Source organism: Ensifer soli (genome assembly GCF_041928815.1).
Taxonomy (GTDB): domain Bacteria; phylum Pseudomonadota; class Alphaproteobacteria; order Rhizobiales; family Rhizobiaceae; genus JBHFEI01.
Map to the genome: position 1 here is coordinate 1 of NZ_JBHFEI010000035.1, position 9,007 is coordinate 9,007.

Annotated in this window: 6 protein-coding genes and 1 pseudogene; all 7 read left to right on the plus strand. The window is 60.6% G+C overall.

The annotated features are described in order from the left end of the window. The first annotated feature begins 84 nt into the window (after positions 1-84). Positions 85-312, plus strand: a complete 228-nt coding sequence (locus ACEVQ6_RS23100) for a M24 family metallopeptidase (RefSeq protein ID WP_374891407.1) — start codon at positions 85-87, stop codon at positions 310-312. Between the two features lie 594 nt (positions 313-906). Further along, the gene (locus tag ACEVQ6_RS23105) at positions 907-1,797 is read left to right on the plus strand and encodes an IS30 family transposase (RefSeq protein ID WP_374891402.1); all 891 of its coding nucleotides are present in this window, start codon (positions 907-909) and stop codon (positions 1,795-1,797) included. Between the two features lie 438 nt (positions 1,798-2,235). After that, the gene (locus tag ACEVQ6_RS23110; protein WP_374891403.1) at positions 2,236-2,412 is read left to right on the plus strand and encodes a hypothetical protein; all 177 of its coding nucleotides are present in this window, start codon (positions 2,236-2,238) and stop codon (positions 2,410-2,412) included. A gap of 194 nt (positions 2,413-2,606) precedes the next feature. Continuing rightward, entirely contained in the window at positions 2,607-3,587 is a 981-nt protein-coding gene (locus ACEVQ6_RS23115) for a DUF3991 and toprim domain-containing protein (RefSeq protein ID WP_374891404.1), read from the plus strand. Between the two features lie 109 nt (positions 3,588-3,696). Further along, complete coding sequence (locus tag ACEVQ6_RS23120; protein ID WP_374891405.1) at positions 3,697-4,302, plus strand: DUF1419 domain-containing protein; 606 nt, start codon at positions 3,697-3,699, stop codon at positions 4,300-4,302. 10 nt (positions 4,303-4,312) lie between these two features. Continuing rightward, positions 4,313-4,714, plus strand: a complete 402-nt coding sequence (locus ACEVQ6_RS23125; protein ID WP_374891406.1) for a DUF3085 domain-containing protein — start codon at positions 4,313-4,315, stop codon at positions 4,712-4,714. Between the two features lie 108 nt (positions 4,715-4,822). Further along, a pseudogene (locus tag ACEVQ6_RS23130) lies at positions 4,823-8,929 on the plus strand (DEAD/DEAH box helicase family protein); the annotation flags it as partial. Positions 8,930-9,007: the final 78 nt, after the last annotated feature.

Genomic DNA, 9,007 nt, shown 5'->3' on the forward strand with positions numbered 1-9,007 from the left:
CTTCTGGGGCATTCCAACGTCCTCTCTCAGGCTCAATAGCCTACTTCACGGAGGACCACTTTTCAGGGGGAAGACCACGAGCACATCAGCCATAGGACCGGTCACGGCATGGGCATCCTATGCCATGAGTTTCCGGAAGACATGGCATACAATCACCGTCCGCTTCTCACTAACGAGGTCTATTCCGTAGAGCCCGGCATCTACGTCCACGGGCTAGGGGGGTTCAGGCAAGATGACACCGTAGTTATAGGTTCCGTCCCGGAAATTCTTACCAAGTCGCCCAAGGATCTAAAGAGTCAGACGATACTGTAGTCGCACGCGTCTGTTTCAATACAATCTGTCTCCCAAGGCGGAAAAATGCTCCGTAGTCGAGTTTAATGCAAGGCTGCGGAGCATTCCCTATCGATCGTAGCACTTGTTCACATATCAAATGGAGCAATCGAAGCAGGGTCTGGCTCGTGTGACTTAGAGCTGAGAGACCCTCTCTTATTTTTTTGAGCAGCTAACTCCTGACGATATCAGCGGTTTGCCCGGACACTTTCGTCGATCCCGCAACGAAAAGGAAGATCCGCACCAGGTGATGGAGTGCCACCCGGCCAGATGCCGAGCGGCCTATGCTCAACCGATCGTCATCAGGCTCGCGTTTCCGCCGGCGGCCGCTGTGTCTACATCGTGGTGCATAAAGGAGGAACCCTCTGAAGTGCTCAATATGTCTGCGGTCTGTAGTCACCTGTTAGATTGGTTCCGACATGATGGATGCACCTTAGGTTTCGTCAAACCGCGCCGGAAAGAGAACAGAGTTCCATAAACTGGATTATGCGATATGTTATACCATTACGGTGGGTTCAAGGATGAAGTGCGACTTGCGAATGATACCAATGGGTTGTCACTTGCAAGGAAACTGCAATGAAACGCACCTACTCCCACATCGACCAGACCGAACGCCGCAAGATCGCCCGTTGGCGGCAGTTCGGCGTAAGCATCGACGTCATTGCCGAGAAGCTTGGCCGCCATCGTTTGACGATTTTCCGCGAGGTCCGGCGCAACGTGTACATCGACAAGGAATGGCCGGAGCTCAGCGGCTACCATTGCACGACGGCACATGACAGGGCTTGCGAGCGTCGTACCAAGCTCAGGAGGCTTGCGCGCTTCTCGCATGTGCGTGAGTCCGTCATTGAGCAGATCATGCATGGCTGGTCGCCACAGCAGATCGCCGGTCGGATGCGGCTGGAGCGCCATCCGATCGCGGTGAGCCACGAGACGATCTACAAGTTCGCCTATTCGCCGGATGGTCACGCGATCAAGCTTTGGAAACACCTGCCGGAACATCGTGCCCGACGCCGGCCGCGGCATGCCAGGCGCCGACATGGCCAGCGATTCAGTCCGGACCTCAACATCCTGCGCCGCCCGGACGTGGTCGCCGATCGCAAGCAGTTCGGACATTGGGAATGCGACCTTATCCAGTTTCGCCAGAAGTTCGGCAAGGCGAACGTGACGTCGCTGGTCGAACGCGTGAGCCGTTTCGCCGTTCTCTTTCGCAACAACGATCGCCAATCTCGGCCAATCATGGAGCGGCTCATCGGCGTGCTGCAGGCCCTGCCCCATCGCGCACGCCGCTCGATTACCTTCGACCGCGGCACGGAGTTCACCGACTGGCCCTACCTGCAGGCCGGCATCGGCTCCGCAACGTGGTTCTGCGATCAGCTGAACACGACACCGAGAAAGTGCCTCGGCTACAAGACACCGGCCGAGGTGTTCCGCCAGAAGTTGCTCGCGCAGATGCGGTCGACAGGATAGGATCAACGAACCCGCAAGTCGCACCTCGGCTTGAGCTCACATACGTATCGCCATTGCTCTTGCGCGGTGAGGATGGGGGCGCCGCAGTTGCCCCGGTGCATGTCACTTTTTGATCTCTCAAACTGTTGCGGACCTGCAGATCAGTTGGCCAACGCCGCTAAGGTCGCGAACCGAGACATCAATTTCGCAAACAAACTGGATTGTGAGTTTTCCGCTGGAGATCTTACTGCGGTAGAGTTTGCCCAGCCGGCAGCAGACCAATCCCGCTCTCTTGTGATGGCGTCCTGGCCCAAGTCCGGATCTTCCACGATCAACCCATAAAGGGTCCGCTAGCAAGCTGCGGCCGCTTGGCTGCGCCTACGCGGTGATCGCGCCCGGCCCCAGGCCTTTTCGGAGCCATCGAGCGGGATTGGCCCGCTCCCGATGGAGCCTCTCAAAATGTCGCACGATCTCGCTCTCGCCCAGTCTCACGCCTTCCAGCTTTCCCGCGACCTGATGGTCGCGGTCACCGTCTTCGAAGTCGACGGCGAATACGGCGTCTTGCCTTCTGACGAGATCGACGCCAGCGATGACCTCGCGGTCATTCACGAATTCCATCCATTCGGGGCGCACTGAGCCCCGTCTTGCCGTTCCGGCTGCCGCTTGCGAGTTGGCGGCCGCAAGGGAGGCTGCGCCATGGCCGGTGCAAATCTGCACCTTGCCCGCCATGCCCTTGCAGCCTTTGCTCTTCGCGCCTGTCGGAAACGGATCCCGCACCGTGCGGGAAGAAAAGAGATGAAAGGTCGGCCGCTACGCGTCCGGAGAGGAATATGAAGAGAAACGAAATCGAACGGCTTCGGGAAAAGGTGGGCTGCCAGCTGGTGCTGGAAGGTGCCGGGTTTTCCCTGGATATGAAGGAAAGTACGAAGCGTGCGATGAAATTTCGCCGCGGCGCCGAGATCATCATTGTCACGCATGCCGGACGGGGCTGGTTCGATCCTCTCAGCGACGACAAGGGTGATGTCTTCGGTCTGGTGACCGCCCTCGAGGGGTGCGACTTTGTCGAAGGATGCGCGCGGGTCGCAGTACTTTGCGGCCTTCAGCCGTCCGAGTCTGTCTGGCGACGGGACGATCGTGAACCGAAGGACACGGCCTCAATCGCCGAGGACTGGAAGCGCCGGCAATCGCCTTGGCCGGGCTCTCCCTCCTGGCGTTACCTACGATTTCAGCGGTTACTCCCCGCTTTTGTCATTCGCGCGGCAATCGCTCAGAACCTACTCCGCGAGGGCCCTTACGGGACCATGTGGGCGGCGCATACGGATGACGTTGGCACCGTCTGCGGATGGGAAGGGCGCGGCCCCGAGTGGCGTGGCTTTGCGACCGGCGGAAGAAAAATCCTTTTTCGGCTCGGCGCAGGCCCCGGCACACGTTTCTGTGTAACCGAGGCCGCCATCGACGCGATGAGCTTGGCTGCGATCGAAGGAATGCGAGCAGGAACCGCCTATGTGAGCACAGGCGGAGGCTGGGCGCCGGCGACCGCGGCAGCATTGCGCCGCCTTTGCGAGGCGCCGGACGTTCAGCTCGTTGCGGCGACAGACGCAGATGCCCAGGGCGATGCTTTTGCCGACCGCTTGCGCCAGCTCGCCGAGGAGGTCAGCTGCGATTTCATGCGCCTGCGGCCGCCGGCCGAGGATTGGAACGAGGTGCTGAAGCAGAAGGAGAACGAGGAAGAAGAAGCAGAAAACGGAGGACGTGCCGCATCCTCGTCAGCCGCATCAAGGGAGGCTGCGCCCGGCGATGCCGGCCCTTGACCCGGCTGGCCTCGATGTCGGCGGCTGGGGAGGGGTCATGAAGGACTGAAGAGAAAGGTGAGGTCGTGGATCTCGGCACTTCGGTCCGGATAACCCGAAGGAGCAGTCAATGTCCGACCCTATCTCGATCCGCAAGATCTTCGAAGGACCAGCGAGCCGTCAGCAGATGTTCGCGCTTTTCGACCGCCATGCCAGGCGACCAACGCGTGGCCAGGATGAACCGGCAGCGCTCTATGCTGGCGAATGGTTCGAAATTTCAGAAGCCGAGCATGATTACATGTTCGAAATCCTGCCGCCGCTGTGGATCCGCGGATCGATGTTCGCCATGCGCGAGTTCATGACCGGGTCGGTGACCTCGGTGTTCTTTGCGCTGCGCATCGATGGCGCTCTCCGGCATTTCCATGGCTATTGCGATCTGTCCGACCACGGATCGGTCGAAGCGATGCGCCTCGCCATCATTGATCGCGAAAGCCGGCCGGTGCGCGCCATGACGCGTGAGGAACGGCTCGAGCATATCTGGTCGAGCACGGCAAATGCCTATCGCGGCTATGCCGGTGATCGGTGGCCGCCGGCCCTGCAGGGTGAGCGGACGGTGATGATCTGGAGCAATGGAAAAGGCACGATCCTGAAACTGCTCAACGAGCTCACCGACGAAGAGATCGCCGCGAAACTTCCGGTGCAGTTCCGTCATTTGCCCGACACTGTCGCGGCGTGAGGAGGAGATCATGCTGTCTTTTCCTATAGAAAAGGTCCGCGAGGTCATCGCCCGCGGACGTGAGGATGCCGCCGCCAAAGGCGGGTTTCGCAATCCCTGGTACGGGATGCGACCCGGCGAAGGCGAACAGCCCGGCCTTTGGCTGGTGGGCGATCATGGCGTGTATATCATGTCGAATGGCAAGCTTCCCGAGGGTGGCCGACCGCTCGTGGTCTATGCCGAAGAGTGCGATCCCACCAGCAACGACGACTGGTTTCATATCAAGCGGCAGACCTTTGGCGGCGATGACGGGATCGAGTTCTTCGACGCCGATCATCTGGAAGCCCTGATCGCCGCCAGCCCGGCCGCTACACATCTCTTCATCGCCTCCCACGAGGAGACAATGGAATTGTCCATGGTGACACGCGTCTAGCCGATCGGCCAAGCGCCAGGCTGTCATCAAACTTCTCAATCCTGCACTGTCTTCACCGGCGCTTCGGCGGCCGGCGGACACGTGCGCTTGTCCTCAAGGAAAAACCCTATGAGCAGCAAACCCTTCTCGCTCGATCAGTCCGCCAGTCTCGACATTTTCGGCAGCAGCGCCTTGTCATCCGGGCTCGGGCTCGGCGTGACACTCGGTAGCTTTGACCCGGTCGCCGCCAATGACGACGACCCCGACCCCACACCGCCCTCACCTGCTTCCGCCCTTCGCGCTGCGAGCGGCCCGAAACCGGCGCTGAGCATAAAGCAGGGGGATTGTGCGAACTTCTATCTCGAGGACGAAGATCGCGGGCTTGCCGCGACCTGGAAGGAGCGGGCACGGATGAATGTTGCTGCCATACTGGCCGCCAACGAGATCGAGCAGAACGATGTCACTATTACGCGCGACCATCAGAAGCGCCTGATCCGCTTTACCGGCTTTGGTGCTTCGGAACTCGCCAACACCATGTTTCGCCGGCCGGGCGAAGCCGACTTCCGTGAAGGCTGGGATGAACTGGGCAGCTCGCTCGAGACGGCGGTCAACGAAGCTGACTATGTATCGCTGGCCCGCTGCACCCAGTATGCGCATTTCACGCCGGAATTCATTGTCCGGGCGATCTGGTCGGGGCTGCAGCGGCTCGGCTGGCGCGGTGGGCGCGTGCTTGAGCCGGGGATCGGTACTAGACTTTTTCCGGCGTTGATGCCGGCCGAGTACCGTGATCGTGCCTATTTCACCGGGATCGAGCTCGATCCGGTTACCGCTCGCATCGCCCGACTGCTGCAGCCAAAGGCTCGGATCATCAACGGCGATTTCGCGCGTACCAATCTGACGGCGATCTACGACCTCGCCGTCGGTAACCCGCCCTTCTCCGATCGCACCGTTCGCTCGGACCGCTCATATCGATCGCTCGGTCTCCGGTTGCACAACTACTTCATTGCCCGGTCAATCGATCTTCTGAAACCGGGCGCGCTGGCGGCCTTTGTCACAAGCGCCGGCACGATGGACAATGCGGATACGACCGCGCGCGAGCATATTGCCAAGTCTGCCAACCTGGTTGCGGCCATCCGCTTGCCCGAGGGCAGTTTCCGCCGCGACGCCGGTACGGACACCGTCGTAGACATCCTGTTCTTCCGCAAGCGCAAGGTCGGCGAGCCCGAGGGCGACGTCCTATGGTTGGACGTCGATGAGGTACGCGCTGCCAGCGATGATGAAGGACCGATCCGCGTCAATCGCTGGTTCGCGCGCCATCCTGATTTCGTGCTGGGCACCCACGCTCTGACCTCTGGCCCATTCGGCGAGACCTACACCTGCAAACCGCGCGCTGGTGGCAATCTCGTGTCGGACTTAAACGTGGCCATCGGTCTTCTGCCGGAGAACATTTATGACGGTGAGCCGACACCTGTCGATCTCGACCTCGAGGGCGAGCTTGGCGATATCGTCGATCTGCGACCCGACGCGTCGAAGGCTCGGGAGGGCAGTTACCTTTTCGATCGCAAACACGGCCTGATGCAAATCGTCGATGGTGCAGCGGTTGTCATTCCCGTGCGCAAAGGGCGAGCCCGCGATGGCCGACCAGGCGAAAGGCGAACAGGCGAAGGCCTGTCGGAAAAGCATGTCCGGATCGTCAGGAAGTTGATCCCAATCCGTGATGCTGTGCGCGATGTCCTGAAAGCCCAAGAGACCGATCGGCCATGGCGTGAAGCGCAGGTCCGCTTACGGATCGCCTGGTCGAGCTTTGTGCGCGACTTCGGCCCGATCAATCATACCACCGTTTCAATCCAGGAGGATGCCGAGACCAACGAAGTTCGTGAAACGCACCGCCAGCCGAACCTGCAGCCGTTCCGCGACGATCCCGATTGTTGGCTGGTGGCGTCCATCGAGGACTATGATCTCGACACGGATACGGCAAAGCCCGGTCCGATCTTCTCCGAGCGGGTCATCGCACCCCCTGCCCCACCTGTCGTCACCAGTGCCGCCGACGCGCTTGCCGTCGTGCTGAACGAGGCCGGCCGGGTCGATCTCGACCATATTGCCGAGCTCCTACATTGCGACCGAGCCACCGTCGCCGATCATCTTGGTGATACGGTCTTTCAAAACCCGAGTGATGGATCTTGGCAGACGGCCGATGCCTATCTCTCGGGTCAGGTTCGCACCAAGCTCGCAGCCGCGCAGGCCGCCGCCGAGCTCGATCCCGGCTTCCAGCGCAATGTTCGCGCTTTGCAGGCGGTCCAGCCGGCCGACCTGCGCCCCTCTGACATCACGGCGCGTCTCGGCGCAACATGGATACCAGCCGCCGATGTCGTCGCCTTCATCAAAGAGATGATGGACGCCGAAATCCGCATCCATCATCTGCCGGAGCTTGGCTCCTGGACGGTCGAAGCCCGTCAGCTCGGATATTCGGCCGCAGGCACCTCGGAATGGGGAACCAGCCGCCGGCATGCTGGCGAGTTATTGTCGGACGCGCTGAACAGCCGCGTTCCGCAGATCTTCGACATCTTCAAAGACGCCGGCGGAGAGCGGCGGGTCCTCAACGTCGTCGATACGGAAGCCGCCCGCGAAAAGCTGCAGAAAATCCGCAGCGAGTTCGAGCGCTGGGTCTGGAACGATCCAGACCGCACCGACCGGCTCGCGCGGGTTTACAATGATCGTTTCAACAATATCGCGCCGCGGGCTTTCGACGGCTCCCATCTCAAGCTTCCCGGCGCATCGGCAGCCTTCGTTCTCTACGGGCATCAGAAGCGCGGCATCTGGCGGATCATCGCTGATGGCGCGACCTATCTTGCCCATGCTGTCGGCGCCGGCAAGACGATGACGATGGCGGCTGCGATCATGGAACAGCGCAGGCTTGGCCTGATCGCCAAGGCGATGCTGGTTGTGCCGGGTCATTGCCTGGCACAGGCCGCCCGCGAGTTTCTGGCGCTCTACCCGAACGCCCGCATCCTGGTCGCAGACGAAACGAACTTCTCCAAGGACAAGCGCGCCCGGTTCCTGTCGCGCGCGGCGACCGCGACCTGGGATGCGATTATCATCACCCACTCGGCCTTCAAGTTCGTCGGCGTGCCCTCGGCCTTCGAACAACAGATGATCCAGGACGAGTTGAAGCTTTACGAGGATCTGCTGGTCAAGGTCGAGAGCGATGATCGCGTCTCGCGCAAGCGTCTCGAGCGACTGAAGGAAGGTCTGGAAGAACGGCTGCATGCGCTTACGACCAGGAAGGACGATCTTCTGACCATATCCGAAATTGGTATCGACCATATCGTCGTCGACGAGGCGCAGGAGTTCCGCAAGCTCTCCTTCGCCACCAACATGTCGACGTTGAAGGGGGTCGACCCAAATGGCTCTCAGCGCGCCTGGGATCTTTATGTGAAGTCCCGCTATGTCGAGACGAAGAACCCCGGCCGGGCGCTCGTGCTGGCGTCTGGTACACCGATCACAAACACCCTTGGAGAGATGTTCTCGATCCAACGGTTACTCGGCCACGGTGATCTCCACGAGCGTGGTCTGCACGAGTTCGATGCATGGGCATCCTGCTTTGGCGATACGGTGACCGAACTTGAAATCCAGCCCTCCGGAAAATACAAGCTGGTCAGCCGCTTCGCCTCCTTCGTGAACGTGCCCGAGTTGATCGCGATGTTCCGCAGCTTTGCGGATGTGGTCATGCCATCCGACCTTCGCCAACATGTGCGGGTGCCCGACATCTCGACGGGTCGCCGGCAGATCCTGACCGCGGCGCCGACGCCGCTGTTCAAAACCTATCAGCAGCTCCTCGAAACCCGGATCAGGATGATCGAAGAGCGCGAAGGGCCGGCCCAGCCGGGCGATGACATCCTGCTTTCCGTCATCACCGACGGACGGCATGCAGCAATCGACCTGCGCCTGGTTATGCCGGCGGGCGAGGACGAGCCGGACAACAAGCTCAATCTCCTGATCCGCAACGTGCTGCGCATCTGGCGGGAGACTTCGGAGCACACCTATCTTCGCCCGGACGGAAAACCCTATGAGCTGCAGGGTGCGGCGCAGATGATCTTTTCCGATCTCGGCACACTCAACGTCGAGAAGACCCGTGGGTTCTCCGCCTATCGCTGGATTCGCGATGAGCTGATCCGGCACGGCGTGCCGCCGTCGGAAATAGCCTACATGCAGGACTTCAAGAAGACCAAGGCCAAGCTGTCCGTCGTCGAATGATTTGAGACTTTTTAGGCTTTGTAAGAACGGATTTTGCGGCTCGCTAGCGGTTTGATTTAA